The following is a 16,924-nucleotide window of genomic DNA, read 5'->3' as shown; positions in this document are numbered from 1 at the left end:
GCCCGGCCACGCGATCGCAGCCCATACTTCAGGCATGACCGCCTATGACGCCATCGTGCTCGCCGGGGGTGCCGCGAAGCGGCTGGGCGGGGCCGACAAGCCTGCGGTGAGAGTGGGCGGTCGGGCCCTGCTCGACCGGGTGCTCGGGGTGTGCCGTGACGCGGGGCGCACCGTCGTGGTCGGGGGGCGCCGGGCTACGGCGCGCCCCGTGGTGTGGGCGCGCGAGGAGCCCCCCGGTGGCGGGCCGCTCGCCGCGCTCGACGCCGGGGTGCGGCAGGTCGAGGCAGGAGCCGTCCTGGTCCTCTCGGCCGATCTGCCCTTCCTGGGGGAGCGGACCGTACGGCAGCTGATCGGCACCCTGGGCACGAGCGGGCGCGAGGCGGCGCTGCTCACCGATGCGGGCGGACGCGACCAGCCCCTCGTCGCCGCGTACCGCACCGAACCGCTGCGCCGTGAACTCGCCCTTCTCGCCACCGAGTACGGCAGTCTGACCGGGCTGCCGTTGCGTCTGCTGACGCAGGAGCTGGATCTCGCCCGGATCGACGCGGAGCCGCTCGCCTCCTTCGACTGCGACACCTGGGAGGACATCTCCGCCGCTCGGGCCCGCATCAGGGACCATGGGAACGTGCTGGACGAATGGATCACCGCAGTCAAGGACGAACTCGGCATCGAACTCGACGTCGACACAGGCGTCCTGCTCGACCTCGCGCGGGATGCCGCGCACGGCGTCGCCCGCCCTGCCGCACCGCTCACCACCTTCCTGGTGGGGTACGCGGCGGCCCAGGCAGGAAGCGGCGGCCCGGCGGAGGTCGCCGAAGCCGCCCGCAAGGCGGCCGCGCTCGCCGCGCGCTGGGCGGAGGAGGCCGAACAGGAGGCCCCGGGAGCCGGTCCCGCCCAGGCTTCCGGGCCTGCCGAGCCGGACGGGGGCGGCGCCGGATGAACGGTCGGGATCACGAGGCCGAATCCGACGGTGTCGAGGAAGCCCTCGCGCTCGTCGCCCGCCGGACGCGGCACGAAGACGCTTCCGGTTCGGCTCCAGGCTCCGACGCCTGCTCCGAAGCGATCGGCGAGTCGGCCGCGGAGCGGCACCGCGCGACTTCGTGGTCCGACGCACGGGCTCTCGCCGCGCGTATCGGTCGCGCCGCGCGGCCCCGTACCCGGCGGGTCCGGCTCGAACATGCCCTCGGCCAGGTGCTGGCCGAGCCGCTCACCGCGCTCTGCGATCTGCCCTCCTTCGACACGTCCGCCATGGACGGCTGGGCCGTCGCCGGTCCCGGGCCGTGGACCATTCGCGGCGGCGGCTCGCTTCTCGCCGGGCACGGCGAAACCCCGCCGCTCCCCGACGGCGCGGCGGTACGCATCGCCACGGGCGCGCGTATCCCGCCCGAGGCCACCGCGGTGATCCGCAGCGAGCACGCCCGTACCGATGCGGACGAGGGCCGGCTGCATGCCGAGCGCGAGGTGGTCCAGGGACAGGACATCCGGCCGCGAGGACAGGAATGCCGGTCCGGCGACCACCTCCTGCCCGCCGCCTCCCTGGTGACCCCTGCGGTGCTGGGTCTCGCCGCGGCCGCCGGTTACGACGAGCTGGTCACCATTGCGCGGCCGCGCGTCGAAGTGCTGGTGCTCGGCGATGAATTGCTCAACGCCGGACTCCCCCACCGAGGCCTCATCCGCGACGCCCTCGGGCCGATGATCGGGCCCTGGCTCGGTGCCCTCGGCGTCGATGTCGTCGCCACCCGGCGCCTCGGTGACGACGCCGAAGCCCTGCACCGCGCTGTCACCACCTCCGACGCCGATCTCATCGTCACCACCGGAGGCACGGCCGCGGGTCCCGTCGACCATGTCCACCCGGTCCTGGGGAAGGCGGGCGCCGAGCTGCTGGTGGACGGGGTGGCCGTGCGCCCCGGCCATCCGATGCTGCTGGCTCGCCTCGCACCGCAGGGCGACATGTCGCCCAGGTACCTGGTGGGGCTGCCCGGCAATCCCCTGGCTGCGGTCTCCGGGCTGCTGACACTCGCAGAGCCGCTGTTGAGCGGACTTGCGGGACGGCCGACCTCCGTTCCGTATCGCGCGCCGGTACGTGACGAGGTGCATGGGCACCCGTACGACACCCGCCTTGTGCCCTTCGTCCACCGCGCCGACCGGCTGGTGCCGCTGCACTACAACGGGCCCGCCATGCTGCGCGGAATCGCCGCCGCCGACGGTCTGGCCGTCGTGCCGCCGGGCGGGGCGCGGGCCGGTGATGAGCTGGAGGTCCTCGACCTGCCGTGGACCTCCTGAGCGCCGTCGATCGCCGACGGAGGACGTTTCACGTGAAACGTCCCGGCCGGGACGCCATGGCTCGGCGAGCCGAGGATCTCGCCCCTCAACGGCACTGAACAGCCAGGACGCGGAGTAGCCTCGCGCCCATGCATGCGATCACGATTCCCGAACCTGGTGGTCCCGAGGCGCTTGTCTGGGCAGAGGTGCCCGATCCCGTGCCCGGCGAGGGCGAGGTCCTCGTCGACGTCGTGGCCAGCGCCGTCAACCGTGCGGATCTGCTGCAGCGGCAGGGCTTCTACGACCCGCCGCCCGGTGCGTCCCCGTATCCCGGTCTCGAATGCTCCGGGCGTATTGCCGCGCTGGGGCCCGGGGTCTCGGGGTGGGCCGTGGGCGACGAGGTGTGCGGGCTGCTGGCCGGCGGCGGATACGCGGAGAAGGCCGCCGTGCCGATGGGGCAGTTGCTGCCGGTGCCGCAGGGGATGGACCTGGTCACGGCGGCGGCGCTGCCCGAGGTGACCTCGACGGTGTGGTCCAACGTGTTCATGATCGCGCATCTGCGGCCCGGAGAGACGCTGCTCGTGCACGGCGGAGCGAGCGGGATCGGCACGATGGCGATCCAGCTGGCCAAGGCGGTGGGGGCACGGGTCGCCGTGACGGCGGGCGGGCCCGAGAAGCTGGCCCGCTGTGCGGAACTGGGCGCGGACATCCTCATCGACTACCGCGAGCAGGACTTCGTGGAGGAGCTGCGGAAGGCGACGGAGGGGGCGGGGGCGGACGTCATCCTCGACATCGTCGGCGCGAAGTATCTGGACCGGAATGTGCGGGCGCTGGCCGTCAACGGCCGCCTTGCCGTGATCGGCCTGCAGGGCGGCGTCAAGGGCGAACTGAACCTGGCGACACTGCTGGGCAAGCGGGCGGCGGTGACGGCGACATCGCTGCGGGGCCGGCCGCTGGGCGAGAAGGCGTCGATCGTGGCAGCGGTACGGGAGCACGTGTGGCCACTGATTGAAGCGGGCCGGGTGCGGGCGGTGGTGGACCGGAGGGTGGCACTCGCGGACGCGGCGGAGGGGCACCGGGTGCTGGAGTCCGGGGCGAATGTGGGGAAGGTGCTGTTGGTCTCGCCTGCGGGTGAGTGACGGCGGGTGGGGCACGGGCCCACGCTGCGGGGGCGGTTCCCGCTTGGCGGGGGTAGCCCACCCGCCGGCCCTTGAGGTCGGGGGTACGGCGTACCCCGTGCCCCCGAGGTGTCCGGGCTTCGCCGCACCAGACCCGGGGCGCGTGCCGGACTTCGCCGCGCACGGTTCCTGCGGGGCGTCGCCTAGCGCGGCCGACAGCATCGCGGCTTCGTCGCAACCGCCGTGGCGCGGCGCAAGACTTCCCCGCCCACCGGCAGGCCGCGGGCAAAAGACCGGCGGGCCGAGGTATCCGTACCCCGGTCCGCCGTCGTGTCGCGCGAAGATTCGCGAGTTCGAGTTACAGGTACGGGCCAGAGCGGATCGCGCCGTGCTGGCCGTCCTCGTCGTCCTCGTGGCTCACTCCCGGCGGGAGCGCTCGGCGCATCTGTTCCAGCTGGGCACGGGCCGCCATCTGCTGGGCGAACAGCGCCGTCTGGATGCCGTGGAAGAGACCCTCCAGCCAGCCCACCAACTGGGCCTGCGCGATACGAAGTTCGGCCTCCGAGGGGATTGCCTCGTCCGTGAAGGGGAGCGAGAGGCGTTCGAGTTCCTCGACCAGTTCGGGGGCGAGGCCGTCCTCCAGTTCCTTGACGGAGCTGGCGTGGATTTCCTTGAGCCGGACCCGGCTCGCCTCGTCCAGCGGTGCCGCTCTGACTTCCTCCAGCAACTGCTTGATCATGCTGCCGATCCGCATGACCTTGGCAGGCTGCTCGACCATCTCCGTCACCGGGACCTCGCGCGACTCGTCGTCACTGTGACCGCCGCCGAGTGCCATTCCGTCCTGTCCCACGACAAGGACATGGGGGCTCTCCTGCGACCGTTCATTCCTCGGCATCTCCATGCCGCCATTCTCTCGCACATGTGCGTCACCACACGGTGTGCCCCCGTACGAGGGTGATCCACCCTCGTACGGGGGCACAAAACCGCTGGATATGGCCGGATGCGACCGTCAGGTCGCCTCTCGGCGGGAGAGCGCACCGCGGGAGCGGGTCACCAGTGCCGCCAAGAGCGCCGCGCCGACCGGGACCGCGACGAGCAGCGCGGCCAGGGTTGCCCAGGGCACGATGATCGGCACGTACGGCACCGAGTCGGCCGAGCCGAAGCCCTGGTCGAGTGCCTGCTCGTGGAACTTCATCTGCTCGCGCTTCTCGGTGAGCCGCAGCCCGACCGCCGGGAGTACACCCGCCGCCGAGCCGAGCAGCACACCCATCGCGGCCACCACCCCGCACTGGAACCCGCTGAGTGTCCTGCGCACCCGCGGCGGGGCGCCGACCGCGGCCAGGGTCTTCAGGTCGGCCTCCGCATCGGCCTGGGCGAGGCCCGTGGCGATACCCGCAGCGCCGATGGTGATGAGCCCGGCGAAGACGGTCAGCGACAGCAGGATGATGCTGTTCTCGCTGGTGTAGCCGTCCTCGACGTGGAGACTGATGTCCGAGCCTGTCTTGTCGAGCTCGCTGTCCAGCCGCTGGCGCTGCGCGCTGCTCGGCATCTTGTCGGTCGAGTAGTACGCCCCGAGCGGCACCGTGGTCATACCCGCGGCCTTGACCGCCGCAGGCGGCACGATCATGGCGACGCCGTACGAATTGGCGGGTCCGGAGACCTGGTGCGCGGTGAACGACTTGATTTCGCCCGGCGCCTCCTTGCCCTTCTCCGCGGCCTCGTCGGCCTTCTTCGTGTCGGTGATCAGGCGGATGTTGATCTTTCCCTTGGCGTCGAGATTGCGCTTGTCGAACGAGACGATCTGCCCGTCCGCCAGCGCCTTCTCCGCCGCCGCGTCGTTGATCTCGAGCACGTTCAGCAGCTTCGCGTCACCGATCACCACACCCGCGTCGGCATAGGCCGAGCCCGAGGTCTCCTTGCAGCGCCAGTCCTTTGCCAGCTTGCGGCGCTGCTCCTTGCTGAACCTGTCCGTCGGGTCCTCGTTCGGATGGGCAGGGTCGGTCATCCACAGCGGGCACTGGTTGGCCTTGGGCACGATGACCTCGTAGCGGCCGCAGCCCTCCTTGCCGCTGTACATCGAGCAGCTGGACTTGCCGACCGAGATCCGGTCCACATCGGCCCGCACATCGATGGGCAGCAGCTTCTGGACGGCGGCGCGCACAGCGGGGACGTCCCGGCCGCCGGCCTCGTCGAGCATCACGGCGACCGCGCCGTGCGGCAGCTGTGCCTGGTAATCGGCCTTGCCCTGGGCCTCGTTGCTCGCGGTGTACGTCGCCACGGCCACCGTGCCCGCGACGGCGGCCAGCACCGCCGCCACCGCGGGAGCCGTGCGGCCCCGGTTGCGTACCGCGTCACGCAGCGCGAGGCGCGGCGAGAGCGGCAGGATGCGCCCGGTCCGGCCGAACAGGCCCACCAGCGCGGGGGTCAGCGCGACCACGCCCAGCTCGGCGATGGCGCTGCCTCCGGCGACGACGATGACCTGGTCCGTCATCAGCGAGCCGTAGAGCGCGATCCCCGCGCCCAGCAGAACCGCGATCAGGCCGATCACCGGCAGCACCCGGTTGCTCTTGCGGACGCCACGACGGCCGGTGAGCGAGGCCAGCACGGACTGGCGGGACGAGGTGACCGCCGGGACGATCGCGGCCATCAGGCCTGTGAACACAGCGAGCAGACCGATGCCGAGCAGTTCGAGCGGCCGTACGTCGAAGCTTCCGAAGCGAGCGCCCATGTAGTCCTCGAGGACCGGCTGCAACGCGAAGGTGAGCAGCAGACCGAGGACCGTGCCGACCACGGCCGCGGCGAAGCCGATCACCAGACCACCGGCGAGGACGATGGCCCGGATATGGCGGCGGTCTCCTCCGTTGGCGCCGACCAGACCGAGCTGGCGGCGCGAGCGGCGGGCGCCGACCGCGAAGGCGGGCCCGGCCAGCAGGCAGATCTCCAGCATGGCAAGGCCGACGACGGTGGCGACCGCGGCGAACTCGGCTGCATTGGCGGCCGCGCTGTCCTCGAAGGTGCGCCAGCCCTCTTCCTGGTAGATCGGAACATCGGCCTTGGCGGGCGGATCGAGGGCCACGGCGCGCGAATTGACCGTCACGCCCTTGGCGTTGGTCGCCTTGACCATGTTCCACGTGAAACCACCGGAGACGCTCACCAGATGCGTGGTGCTGGTCTCGGTGCCGGGCAGCTCGGCCTTGTCGAGGGCCTTGTCGAGCGGGGCGAGAAGCGCGCCAGGCAGCGCGTTGACCTGGTCGGTCTTCAGCGCGTCGGGGAGTTCGTACGAGCCGACGATCGTGTACTCGCTGTCGAGTCCGCGGGCCGTGAGCTTGGAGCCCACCTTCAGACCACTGGACTCCAGAAAGTGCGTGGTCGCGGCGACTTCGTCGGACTTCTGGGGCAGGTGGCCCTGGTCGACGACCATGATGCCCTTGGCCATCGGGTCCGAGGCCTTCAGCTCACGGATCTCGGTGTTCAGCAGACCGTGCGTGGTGCGCAGCTTGCCCGAACCCAGGGAGTCCGTAAGGGTCTTGGCACCCGTCGGCAGCGCCTTGCTGATGTCCGTCTTGCCCTCGGGCCACGGCTTTCCTTCGAAGTCCCCCACCGGCACGTAGCTGACGGCGTCGGGCGTCTGCTTGATGGGCACGCCGCCCAGACCGGGGTCGGACAGCCGGGCGTCGGCGGCGCCCAGCTTGCGCTCAAGGCTCTGCTCGGTCGACAACTCGGCGCTGCGCAGAGTCAGATCCGCGGCGCTCACGCCGAGGATCGGGAGGGCGATCATCGCGAGGACGAGGAAGCTGCGTCCCTTGGAGCGCAAGGCGTCGCGGCGGGCTATACGGATCGCGGCTCGCCAGGAGTGGTACCAGCTGTTCACAGTTCCGCCGCCTGGCCCGAGAGCAGCGAGTCGGCCTGGCTGCGGATGGTCTGGTCGACGACCGCGCCGTCACGCAGGAAGACCACTCGGTCCGCCCAGGCGGCGAAGCGCGGCTCGTGGGTGACGAGAATGCCGGCCGCTCCGCCGTCACAGCGGGCGCGCAGCAGGGCGAGCACGGACTCGCCGGTCTCGGAGTCCAGGGCACCGGTCGGCTCGTCGGCGAGGACGAGCCGCCGCTCGCCGACCAGGGCGCGGGCGATGGCCACGCGCTGCTGCTGGCCGCCCGACATCTCGTCGGGGAAGCGGTCGGCGAGATGACCGAGGTCCATCTCCTCCAGCGCGGCGACGGCCTCGGTACGGGCCTTGCGCGCCGAGATGCCGTCGAGCTCGCGCGGCAGGGAGACGTTCTCGGCGGCGGTGAGGGCCGGGATGAGGTTGTAGTCCTGGAAGACATAGCCGATGCTGCGGCGGCGCAGGGCGGCGAGCGTCTTGCGGTGGGCAGTGGTGATGTCGGTGTTCTCGACGATCACCCGGCCCGAGGTGGGGGTGTCGAGGCCGCCCGCGATGGTCAGCAGCGTGGACTTGCCGGAGCCCGACGGGCCCATGACGGCGACGAGTTCGCCGGGGAAGACGTCGAGGTTGATGCCGCGCAGGGCATGCACCTCGGTGGCGCCGCTGCCGTGGACGCGGGTCAGTTGCTGGAGTTGCAGTACGGGCTGTTGTGACTGCTGTGACATGCGGTCGGACATGAAGGGGTCCCCCTTGTGCGGACGGCGAACGAACGAGCGGATGTACGAAGACAGCGGTTATACGAAGAAGTCGAGAAGCGAAGAGGCTGAAAGAGGAAGAGGCTGAAAGAGTCAGGACGCTAGGTCGGCGGCGCGGGGCGCCCCGGCGCCGATGCCGCGGACTGCCCCTGCGCCGAAGACGAGGCGGGCTTCGCGGGCGACCCGATCAGAGATGCGGCCGTCGGGCGTCCGGCTCCCCGATCGGCCGTCGCGGAGAGCCTGATGAGACGGACCTCGCAGTGGTCGAGCCAGCGCGCCTCGGCCTCGGTCTGGAAGATCAGCTGCTCGAGCACGAGGAGCCAGGCCACGTCGTCGCGCTCGGCCGAGCCCCCGCTCTCGATCGCGGCCAGTGCCTGCGCCTTGAGCCGGGTGTAGTCCTGCATCGCCTTCACGGTGTGGTGGCGCTGGGACTGGATGACATTGCGGATGTCCACGCCGGGCGCGCCCACGGCCATGGCGAGCTTGATGGCGAGTTCGTCGCGGGGCGGGCTGCTGCGGTCCACGGGCGTGGCGAACCAGTTCCTCAGCTCGGTGTGCCCGGCCTCAGTGATGGCGTAGAGCGCATGGCCGGCTTCGTCCTCGCCGCTCTGGGCGACCATGCCGTCGCGCTCCAGGCGGCTGAGGGTCGTATAGACCTGACCGACGTTGAGCGGCCAGGTGGCACCGGTGCGGGATTCGAACTCCGTACGGAGCAGGGAGCCGTAGCGCGGGCCGTGCTCAAGGAGGGCGAGAAGCCCGTGGCGGATGGACATACTCAGTATGTATACCGGGTATGCCCCCGAGGGCAACCCATCGATAGGCGGAGCCTGTGCATCCGTCTTGAGGAGGACGGCGCGTTCAGCGACGCCGCAGCCGCACCCCGAGGAAGCCGATTCCGAGCCCCATGAGGGCCATTCCGATCCCCAGCGACATCGGGGAAATCTGCTGAGCGACGGGTTGGGGGAGGGCCTGAGGTGCCTGCTGACGTGCGGCCGCGGGCGCGCTGGGGATCGGCGCGGGCGACGCGGAGGCCTCCGCCTCTTCCTGTTCGTCCGTCGTGAGTTCCTCGTCCTCCGCGGGAGGGGGCTTCCGCTCGGACCGGCGCGTACGGGACGGGTCGGCGGAAGCGGATTGTGACGCGGAAGCCGAAGGGGAAGACGACTCGGACGGTCTACGGCCCGGCCGGTCCTCGCGATCCGCCGCCCCGGGGTCGTCCCGGTCGTGCGACGCGTGAGTCCTGTGCTTCTCGGGAGTACGTCCCGGCCGCGGGCGCCCCTCACCGGCCGGGCGGCCCGCGAGGGAAGAGGCGGCGGCGGGCGTGGCCGCCGGAGTCGGCTCGGGAGCCTCGGACTCCTCGGCGTACGCGACGGGCGCGGCCAGCAGGAGGAGCGAGGCGACTGTCATCGCACAGTGTGTGCGGAGCGCTGGAGTCACCGGGTGACCCCCTCCCGTGCCGAGTCGCCGAGATATCGGACTCAGCGTCACATACCATGGCAATTCCGGCATCCCGAGCGGGCGCACGGGGGAATCACGGGGAATCTTGAGAGAAATCGCGACGGCACGCAGGAGAACGGCCCGGCACGCATGACGCGTGCCGGGCCGTTCCAGTGAAGCGACGTGAAGCCATGTGAAGCGATGTGGAGCGCTGAAGTCCGGGTCAGCCGGCCTTGCCCGTGGAAATCGTGAGCTCGAACTCCTGGCTCTTCGGCACCACGGCCTCGCCCGAGCTCGGGTACTGCGAGATCACAGCGTCCTTGGGGTACTGAGGGTTGTCCTCCTCGACCACCTTCCAGGTCCAGCCGGCCGCCCGCAGACAGTCCTTCACCGAGAGGACGTCCTTGTAGAGCAGCTGAGGGGCCTGGACCTTCGACGGATCGGTGCCGTCCTCCGTGGCGTCCGAGCACTTCGTCTTGTCGATCGTCCGGGTCCGGTCCGGTGCCAGAGCCCCGCCCGCATCCGCCGACGTGCTCGCACTCGGGTCCCCGCCGGCGTTGTCGTCGCCCGAGTCGCCGTTGTTCAGCACGATTGCCGTGATCAGGCCGCCGATGGCCAGCAGCGACACCACGATGGCGCCCACGATGACCGGCATGTTCCGCTTGCCGCCGCTGCCGCTGCCGCCAGGGACCGCGGTCTGCGGAGAGATGGAGTACGGAGGCGGCGTCGAGACCCCCTGAGCGGGCGCCTGGTACGCCGGTACCGGGGCCGGCGTCTGCGGATACCCGTAGTGCGGCGCCGGAGCCGGCGCGGGTGCCGGCGTCGGCGGGCCGTACGGGCCCGGCTGGTAGGGCGTCTGCACGCTCTGCGGCGCCGGAGTCGACTGGTCCAGCGGCGGGAAGACCGCCGAACCCACCCCCGCGCCACTCGTCGTCGGAGCTCCGCCGATGATCACCGGCGCGCCCGTCTGTCCGGCGCTCGCCACTCGCGCGCACTCGTCGCGCATCGTGGCGGCGCTGGGGAAACGCTCGTTCGGGTTCTTCTTCAGTGCCCGTGCGACCAGCGCGTCCATCGCCGGGGTGACGGAGCGGTTGATCGTGGACGGAGCGACCGGCTCCTCCTGCACATGCGCGTACGCGATCGCCAGCGGCGAGTCCGCGTCGAACGGCAGCCGGCCGGTCAGCAGCTGGAACAGCATGATGCCGACGGAGTAGAGGTCGGACCGCGCGTCCACACCGCGGCCCAGCGCCTGCTCGGGCGACAGATACTGCGGCGTACCGACCACCATGCCGGTCTGGGTCATCGAGGTGACCCCAGACTGCATGGCGCGCGCGATACCGAAGTCCATGACCTTCACGACATTGCGCTTGGTCATCATCACGTTGCCGGGCTTGATGTCGCGGTGGACCAGGCCCATCTCGTGGCTGGTCTCCAGCGCGGCCAGCACGTCGGCCGTCACCTTCAGGGCCTTGTCGGCGGGCATCGCGCCGTACTGCGCGATGTCCGCCTGCAGTACGGATCCGAGCGGCTGGCCCTCGACGTACTCCATGACGATGTACGGCATCAGCGAACCGTCGAGCTCGTCCTCGCCGGTGTCGAAGACCGAGACGATGTTGGTGTGCGACAGCTTGGCGACGGCCTGCGCCTCGCGCCGGAACCGCTCACGAAACGACTGCTCGCGTCCGAGTTCGGTGTGCAGTGTCTTGATGGCGACCTGGCGGTCGAGCGCCGAGTCGTACGCGAGATATACGGACGCCATGCCGCCCTCGCCGAGAAGGTCGCGCAGCTGATAGCGCCCGCCGGCGACCGAACCTCCCGCATAGCGGCCCTGTGCGCCGTCGTGGCTCATGCTCTGCTTCCCCCTCGGCGCGAAGGCCGCGATGCCCGCGTTTGCCCGCAATGCCCGCGATGCCTGCGATCCGCGTTCCCGTGATCCGTATTTACGGGCCAAGTCTGCCCGAGGGCGCAGACACGTCAAGCCGGGTGCCCGTTCCGTGACCGTACGCACAACAAGAGTCTCGGAAGCGTTACAGGAACCGCATGTAATTTGCGCGGCCGCGGCGGCAGAGGTTTTGATGGCCGGTCTCTCGAACCGGCGCGCCCCGCGAAGGCTGTAGCGTGACGTGGCAGAGGACCCTGAGGACTTAAGCGAACACCCGCACGCACAGTACATACAGTGCACGCGGACAGATACGACGGCGAGGACTGATGGCACCCGAACCCGAAGCAGGCGGCGGCGGAGTGCCGGGTGCGGCGGACAACTGGGGCATCGGCGGACTGGTCGGCGACGGCCGCTACCGCCTGACCCACCCCCTCGGACGCGGCGGCATGGCCGAGGTGTTCGCGGCGGAGGACGTACGGCTCGGCCGCACGGTCGCCGTCAAGCTGCTCCGTTCCGATCTCGCCGAGGACCCGGTCTCCAAGGCCCGCTTCACGCGCGAGGCGCAGTCGGTCGCCGGCCTCAACCACCATGCGGTGGTGGCGGTATACGACTCCGGCGAGGACGTGGTCGGCAAGCAGACCGTCCCGTACATCGTGATGGAGCTCGTCGAGGGGCGCACCATCCGCGACTTGCTGGTCAACGCGGAAGCCCCGCCGCCCGAGCAGGCGCTGATCATCGTCTCCGGTGTGCTGGAGGCGCTCGCGTACTCCCACCAGCACGGCATCGTGCACCGCGACATCAAGCCCGCGAACGTCATCATCACCAACTCCGGTGCGGTGAAGGTGATGGACTTCGGTATCGCGCGCGCTCTGCACGGTGCGCAGTCGACGATGACCCAGACCGGCATGGTCATGGGCACGCCGCAGTACCTCTCCCCCGAGCAGGCGCTGGGCAAGGCCGTCGACCACCGGTCCGATCTGTACGCGACGGGCTGTCTGCTCTACGAACTCCTCGCCCTGCGGCCCCCGTTCACCGGTGAGACGCCGCTGTCGGTGGTCTACCAGCACGTCCAGGACATTCCGTCGCCGCCGTCCGAGGTCTCGGACGTGGTGCCGCCGGAGCTCGACGGACTGGTGATGCGCTCGCTCGCGAAGGACCCGGACGACCGGTTCCAGAGCGCGGAGGAGATGCGCGGACTGGTGCAGTACGGGCTGCAGATGCTCCAGCAGCAGGGCAGCCACACCGGTACCTGGAACACCGGACCCGTCGACATGCACGAGGGCGGATTCACGCCGGCGATGGGGACGACCGCGCCGACCGCCGTGCACCGCCCGGTGCACGGCGAGACCTCGCAGAGTCCGATCCTGCCCCCGATGAACCCGAACGACGGCGGGTACGACGGCGGTGGGCACGGCGGGGACCGCCGCGGCGGCCGGGGCAAGACGTGGCTTCTCGCGGTGCTCGCCGTACTGGCGATCGCCGGTGGTGTCGCGTTCGCGCTGAACAAGGCGAACGGCAACGGCTCGGACCAGAAGCCCACCACGACGGTCTCCGAGACCCCGTCGACGCCGGACACCACGCCGACGCCGACGGAGGAGGACACGGAGCAGAGCGAGGAGACGGACCCGACGGGCGACGAGCAGCAGCCGTCGTGGACACCCTCGGACAAGCCGTCGTTCACGCCCAGCGATCCGCAGACGCCGACGGAGGAGCCGACGACGGCCGATCCGACGGACCAGCCGACGGAGCCGACGGATCAGCCTACGGATCCGACGGATCAGCCGACGACGGCGGATCCGACGGACGGTCAGACGGGGAACCCGGCCGACCCGGGCTCCGGCTGACGGGCACTCAGGGTGCTGAGTTCGCGGGGTCTCAGCCGGCGAACGCGTCCCGTACCGCCTCGTACTCCCTCGTCCACCACACCGCCAGGGCCGACGCCGCAGGAAACTGCGGGTCGGCCCTTCGGTCGTGCAGCTGGTAGCGCCAGCGCAGTATCCAGAAGTCGTTGAGCCGCTCCCACCACACCCGGTGCACCGCCGCGGCCAGTTCCGCCGCGTCCGCGCCGGCCGCCCGGCGGTAGGCGCGCGCGTACGCCCTCACCTTGCCCAGCTCCAGCTCACCGGCCGGCTGGACGAAGAAGATCGCCGCCGCCCGCACCGCCTCCTCCGCGCGCGGGTGCACCCCCAGCCGGTCCCAGTCGACGATCGCGGCCGGTTCCGCGCCCCGGTAGAGCAGATTCAGCGGGTGGAAGTCGCCGTGCACCCAGCAGCCCGGGGAGGCGGGGGGCGGTCTGCGGTCGGCATGGCGTTCCAGGAGCGCGCGCCGTTCGAGAAGCCTGCGCTCGGCCAGATTGTCGAAGGCGTCCCGGGGGCGGGCGGCGCGGGCGAGGGCCAGCAGTTCGTCGATGAGGGCGAAGGTCTCCTCGGGGTCGGCGCTCTCGTGCCGGCCGCGGTGGGTGGCGTCCACCTCCATGACCCGCTCCAGACAGGTGTGGACGAGACCGAGGAGGGAGCCGAGCCGACGGGACTGGGGTGTCGTCAGCTGCGCGCCGTCGCGGTGCCGCCCCTCGATCCAGGGGTGCAGGGCGTAGCACCGTCCGCCGATCACGGCGACCGTGTCGCCGTGCGCGTCCTCGACGGGCGGGGCGACCGGGACGCCGAGCTCCTGCAGCCGCTGGGTGGCCCGGTGCTGGCGGGCGATGGCCTCGTGGTCGCCGTCGAGATGGTGTTTGAGGAAGTAGGCGCCACGGGTGGTGGCGAGCCGGTAGCCGCGGTTGAGGAGCCCCTGTGTGACGGGCTCGCAGGAGAGTGGTTCGCCCGGGTTCTCGTAACGGCGCAGCAATACACCGACGGGTGGGACAGTTGCAGATGAGCGCGGCACTCGCCAGATGTTAGATCACGCAGCGTGGCCGGCGGGATGCTCTTCGGGATAATCCAGCATCTGTGCGGTGGACAAGCGTGGCTCGGTGTATACGAACCCGAACGGGTGACCCGTGACCGGACGGCGTCGGTGGCGCCGTGCGCCGGGCGCGCAGGCGGCCGGACGGCCGCGATGTCCCGTGCGCTGCCGGCAGCTCATTGCCTAGTAATACGATGATTTCACCCTCTTCGCGTACGAAAGGGGTGTCACACATCTACTCTTCCCGTGTCCGGGGTGCCCGGGATAACGTGCCGGTGTTCCGGCGGCCTGCAAGGCTGTGACCAGTGGTTGTTCCCGCATTTCTCGATTTACTTGGAAATCCAAGCAAAATCGCAGGTCAAGTGGGGTTTCGCAGGAGTGCGACCCACTGGGTAACGTGCCTTTGGCAGGCGCTCGCCGGGGCACCTGTCACGCCTGATTCCCGGCCGAGCGGCACCCACCCCGTGCACGGGTACGGAAATAGGCGAGCCGCACTGGCCACACCGGCAACCCCGGGGGCCGGACCGACGGAGGAGCACGCACGTGACCGTGGAGAGCACTGCCGCGCGCAAACCGCGACGCAGCAGCAAGCGCGTGAGCGCCGCGAAGAAGCCGCAGAGTTCTGAGCCCCAGCTCGTACAGCTGCTGACGCCCGAGGGTGAGCGCGTCGAGCACCCGGACTACGAGATCGACCTGACCCCGGACGAGCTGCGCGGGCTGTACCGGGACATGGTCCTGACGCGGCGCTTCGACGCCGAGGCCACCGCTCTGCAGCGGCAGGGCGAGCTCGGTCTGTGGGCGTCGCTGCTGGGCCAGGAGGCCGCCCAGATCGGCTCCGGCCGGGCGCTGCGCGACGACGACTATGTCTTCCCGACCTATCGCGAGCACGGCGTCGCCTGGTGCCGCGGAGTCGACCCGACCAATCTGCTGGGCATGTTCCGCGGTGTGAACCACGGCGGCTGGGACCCCACCACCAACAACTTCCACCTGTACACGATCGTCATCGGCTCGCAGACGCTGCACGCCACCGGCTACGCCATGGGCGTGGCCAAGGACGGCGCCGACTCCGCCGTGATCGCGTACTTCGGTGACGGCGCGTCCAGCCAGGGCGACGTCGCGGAGTCGTTCACCTTCTCCGCGGTCTACAACGCCCCGGTCGTCTTCTTCTGCCAGAACAACCAGTGGGCGATCTCCGAGCCGACCGAGAAGCAGACCCGTGTGCCGCTCTACCAGCGCGCCCAGGGCTACGGCTTCCCCGGCGTCCGCGTCGACGGCAACGACGTCCTTGCCTGCCTGGCCGTGACCCGCTCCGCGCTGGAGCGTGCCCGCCGCGGCGAGGGCCCGACCCTGGTCGAGGCGTTCACCTACCGCATGGGCGCGCACACCACCTCGGACGACCCGACGAAGTACCGTGCGGACGAGGAGCGCCAGGCCTGGGAGGCCAAGGACCCGATCCTGCGGCTGCGTACGTATCTGGAGAACGCCGGCCACGCCGACGAGGCGTTCTTCACCTCCCTGGAGGAGGAGAGCGAGACGCTCGGCAAGCGGGTGCGTGAGGCGGTGCGGGCCATGCCCGACCCGGACCATCTGGCGATCTTCGAGAATGTCTACGCCGACGGGCACGCCCTCGTCGACGAGGAGCGCGCCCAGTTCCTCGCGTACCAGGCGTCCTTCGCCGAGGAGGGCAACTAATCATGGCCGTACAGAAGCTTCCCCTCGCCAAGGCGCTCAACGAGTCGCTGCGCAAGGCGCTCGACACCGACCCCAAGGTCCTGATCATGGGTGAGGACGTCGGCAAGCTCGGCGGCGTCTTCCGGGTGACCGACGGACTGCAGAAGGACTTCGGCGAGGACCGGGTCATCGACACCCCGCTCGCCGAGTCCGGCATCGTCGGCACGGCGATCGGTCTCGCGCTGCGCGGCTACCGGCCCGTCGTGGAGATCCAGTTCGACGGCTTCGTCTTCCCCGCGTACGACCAGATCGTCACGCAGCTCGCGAAGATGCACGCCCGCGCGCTCGGCAAGATCAAGCTGCCGGTCGTCATCCGCATCCCCTACGGCGGCGGCATCGGCGCGGTCGAGCACCACAGCGAGTCCCCCGAGGCCCTGTTCGCGCATGTCGCGGGCCTCAAGGTCATTTCGCCGTCCAACTCCTCCGACGCGTACTGGATGCTCCAGCAGGCGATCCAGAGCGACGACCCGGTCATCTTCTTCGAGCCGAAGCGGCGCTACTGGGACAAGAGCGAGGTCGACACCGAGGCCATCCCGGGCCCGCTGCACAAGGGCCGCGTCGTCAAGGCGGGCTCGGACCTCACGCTCGCGGCGTACGGTCCGATGGTGAAGGTCTGCCTGGAAGCGGCGGCCGCGGCCGCAGACGAGGGCAAGTCGGTGGAGGTCATCGACCTGCGCTCGATGTCCCCGATCGACTTCGACACCATCCAGACCTCCGTGGAGAAGACGGGCAGGCTCGTCGTCGTCCACGAGGCCCCGGTCTTCTACGGCTCCGGCGCGGAGATCGCCGCTCGCATCACCGAGCGGTGCTTCTACCACCTGGAGGCCCCGGTGCTGAGGGTCGGCGGCTACCACGCCCCCTACCCGCCGGCGCGGCTCGAGGAGGAGTACCTTCCGGGACTTGACCGGGTGCTGGACGCCGTCGACCGCTCGCTCGCGTACTGAGGAGTGCCGTGACC

The 16,924-nt window shown here is 70.4% G+C and carries 13 protein-coding genes; 6 read left to right on the top strand and 7 right to left on the bottom strand.

From position 1 onward, the window contains the following. The first annotated feature begins 34 nt into the window (after positions 1 to 34). The 3 genes from OHA61_RS18635 to OHA61_RS18625 all read left to right on the top strand — a co-directional run bounded on the left by OHA61_RS18635 (position 35) and on the right by OHA61_RS18625 (position 3,401). Positions 35 to 940: an NTP transferase domain-containing protein gene (locus tag OHA61_RS18635; RefSeq protein ID WP_406303975.1), complete on the top strand. Its 906-nt coding sequence runs from the start codon at positions 35 to 37 to the stop codon at positions 938 to 940. Then, positions 937 to 2,283, top strand: a complete 1,347-nt coding sequence (locus OHA61_RS18630) for a molybdopterin molybdotransferase MoeA (protein WP_406303974.1) — start codon at positions 937 to 939, stop codon at positions 2,281 to 2,283. Before OHA61_RS18635 ends, OHA61_RS18630 begins: the two co-directional genes overlap by 4 nt. A gap of 128 nt (positions 2,284 to 2,411) precedes the next feature. After that, entirely contained in the window at positions 2,412 to 3,401 is a 990-nt protein-coding gene (locus OHA61_RS18625) for an NAD(P)H-quinone oxidoreductase (RefSeq protein WP_406303973.1), read from the top strand. 337 nt (positions 3,402 to 3,738) lie between these two features. On the opposite strand, the gene OHA61_RS18620 is transcribed toward OHA61_RS18625, so the two are convergent. The 6 genes from OHA61_RS18620 to OHA61_RS18595 all read right to left on the bottom strand — a co-directional run bounded on the left by OHA61_RS18620 (position 3,739) and on the right by OHA61_RS18595 (position 11,301). Next, entirely contained in the window at positions 3,739 to 4,281 is a 543-nt protein-coding gene (locus OHA61_RS18620; RefSeq protein ID WP_142214670.1) for a bacterial proteasome activator family protein, read from the bottom strand. A 108-nt stretch (positions 4,282 to 4,389) separates the two neighbouring features. Continuing rightward, a complete protein-coding gene (locus OHA61_RS18615; RefSeq protein ID WP_406303972.1) occupies positions 4,390 to 7,251 on the bottom strand; it encodes an FtsX-like permease family protein in 2,862 nt (953 codons plus the stop codon). Then, positions 7,248 to 7,988 carry an ABC transporter ATP-binding protein gene (locus OHA61_RS18610; RefSeq protein ID WP_406307393.1) on the bottom strand — a complete coding sequence of 247 codons (741 nt, stop codon included), beginning with the start codon at positions 7,986 to 7,988 and terminating at the stop codon, positions 7,248 to 7,250. The genes OHA61_RS18615 and OHA61_RS18610 overlap by 4 nt, the downstream gene beginning before the upstream one ends. Before the next feature lie 131 nt (positions 7,989 to 8,119). After that, on the bottom strand, positions 8,120 to 8,791 hold the full coding sequence (locus tag OHA61_RS18605; protein WP_406303971.1) for a PadR family transcriptional regulator: 672 nt from the start codon (positions 8,789 to 8,791) through the stop codon (positions 8,120 to 8,122). An 85-nt stretch (positions 8,792 to 8,876) separates the two neighbouring features. Further along, positions 8,877 to 9,422, bottom strand: coding sequence for a hypothetical protein (locus OHA61_RS18600; protein ID WP_406303970.1), 546 nt, complete (start codon positions 9,420 to 9,422; stop codon positions 8,877 to 8,879). Between the two features lie 253 nt (positions 9,423 to 9,675). Next, positions 9,676 to 11,301: a protein kinase domain-containing protein gene (locus tag OHA61_RS18595; RefSeq protein WP_406303969.1), complete on the bottom strand. Its 1,626-nt coding sequence runs from the start codon at positions 11,299 to 11,301 to the stop codon at positions 9,676 to 9,678. Between the two features lie 359 nt (positions 11,302 to 11,660). Here OHA61_RS18595 and OHA61_RS18590 point away from each other — a divergent pair, with 359 nt between their 5' ends. Further along, on the top strand, positions 11,661 to 13,178 hold the full coding sequence (locus OHA61_RS18590) for a protein kinase domain-containing protein (RefSeq protein ID WP_406303968.1): 1,518 nt from the start codon (positions 11,661 to 11,663) through the stop codon (positions 13,176 to 13,178). A gap of 31 nt (positions 13,179 to 13,209) precedes the next feature. Here the strand turns inward: OHA61_RS18590 and OHA61_RS18585 are convergent, their stop codons facing one another. Beyond that, complete coding sequence (locus OHA61_RS18585; protein ID WP_406303967.1) at positions 13,210 to 14,217, bottom strand: phosphotransferase; 1,008 nt, start codon at positions 14,215 to 14,217, stop codon at positions 13,210 to 13,212. A gap of 561 nt (positions 14,218 to 14,778) precedes the next feature. On the opposite strand from OHA61_RS18585, the gene pdhA reads away from it, so the two are divergent. Both pdhA and OHA61_RS18575 read left to right on the top strand, forming a co-directional pair. Next, complete coding sequence (gene pdhA, locus OHA61_RS18580) at positions 14,779 to 15,927, top strand: pyruvate dehydrogenase (acetyl-transferring) E1 component subunit alpha (protein ID WP_324991173.1); 1,149 nt, start codon at positions 14,779 to 14,781, stop codon at positions 15,925 to 15,927. A 2-nt stretch (positions 15,928 to 15,929) separates the two neighbouring features. Next, complete coding sequence (locus OHA61_RS18575; protein ID WP_406303966.1) at positions 15,930 to 16,910, top strand: alpha-ketoacid dehydrogenase subunit beta; 981 nt, start codon at positions 15,930 to 15,932, stop codon at positions 16,908 to 16,910. Positions 16,911 to 16,924: the final 14 nt, after the last annotated feature.

This window comes from Streptomyces sp. NBC_00885 (assembly GCF_045207475.1).
Classification (GTDB): domain Bacteria; phylum Actinomycetota; class Actinomycetes; order Streptomycetales; family Streptomycetaceae; genus Streptomyces.
The sequence above is the reverse complement of the archived record's forward strand: the minus strand, read 5'-3'. Positions and strand labels throughout refer to the sequence as shown.

What these genes read in the sequence shown, in the direction of transcription:
- OHA61_RS18635 (WP_406303975.1), top strand. Translation starts at nt 35, where the DNA reads ATGACCGCCTATGACGCCATCGTGCTCGCCGGGGGTGCCGCGAAGCGG.
- OHA61_RS18630 (WP_406303974.1), top strand. Translation starts at nt 937, where the DNA reads ATGAACGGTCGGGATCACGAGGCCGAATCCGACGGTGTCGAGGAAGCC.
- OHA61_RS18625 (WP_406303973.1), top strand. Translation starts at nt 2,412, where the DNA reads ATGCATGCGATCACGATTCCCGAACCTGGTGGTCCCGAGGCGCTTGTC.
- OHA61_RS18620 (WP_142214670.1), bottom strand. Translation starts at nt 4,281, where the DNA reads ATGGAGATGCCGAGGAATGAACGGTCGCAGGAGAGCCCCCATGTCCTT.
- OHA61_RS18610 (WP_406307393.1), bottom strand. Translation starts at nt 7,988, where the DNA reads ATGTCACAGCAGTCACAACAGCCCGTACTGCAACTCCAGCAACTGACC.
- OHA61_RS18605 (WP_406303971.1), bottom strand. Translation starts at nt 8,791, where the DNA reads ATGTCCATCCGCCACGGGCTTCTCGCCCTCCTTGAGCACGGCCCGCGC.
- OHA61_RS18600 (WP_406303970.1), bottom strand. Translation starts at nt 9,422, where the DNA reads ATGACAGTCGCCTCGCTCCTCCTGCTGGCCGCGCCCGTCGCGTACGCC.
- OHA61_RS18595 (WP_406303969.1), bottom strand. Translation starts at nt 11,301, where the DNA reads ATGAGCCACGACGGCGCACAGGGCCGCTATGCGGGAGGTTCGGTCGCC.
- OHA61_RS18590 (WP_406303968.1), top strand. Translation starts at nt 11,661, where the DNA reads ATGGCACCCGAACCCGAAGCAGGCGGCGGCGGAGTGCCGGGTGCGGCG.
- OHA61_RS18575 (WP_406303966.1), top strand. Translation starts at nt 15,930, where the DNA reads ATGGCCGTACAGAAGCTTCCCCTCGCCAAGGCGCTCAACGAGTCGCTG.